1 protein-coding gene is annotated in these 233 nt (G+C 48.9%); it reads right to left on the reverse strand.

The window, feature by feature from the left end; translation table 11 throughout:
- The coding region (locus ACTHS3_RS18745; protein WP_440368918.1) for a P-loop NTPase fold protein at positions 1 to 233 on the reverse strand (233 nt) is incomplete at both ends.

A 233-nucleotide genomic window follows, 5' to 3' on the forward strand; every position in this document is an offset into this window, starting at 1 on the left:
GGGCGGCAGCGGTCGAGTTCGTCGATAAACAGGATAATCGGTTTGTCCGTTGCCAATTCTTTCAGGCAGGCTTTGAGCGTTTCCAGATTTTTTTCCGCTTCGATTTGCTCTTTCAATAAGGCTTCGACGGTTGCATCGATGGTATGGCTGGCGATTGTGGCAGCGGCATCGGTTACGGTTTCGGCCAAACTGTTTGCATCTTGGTTGCCATTCATTATCTGTTGGAATTCTTC

This window comes from Neisseria sp. P0009.S007, assembly GCF_051962515.1.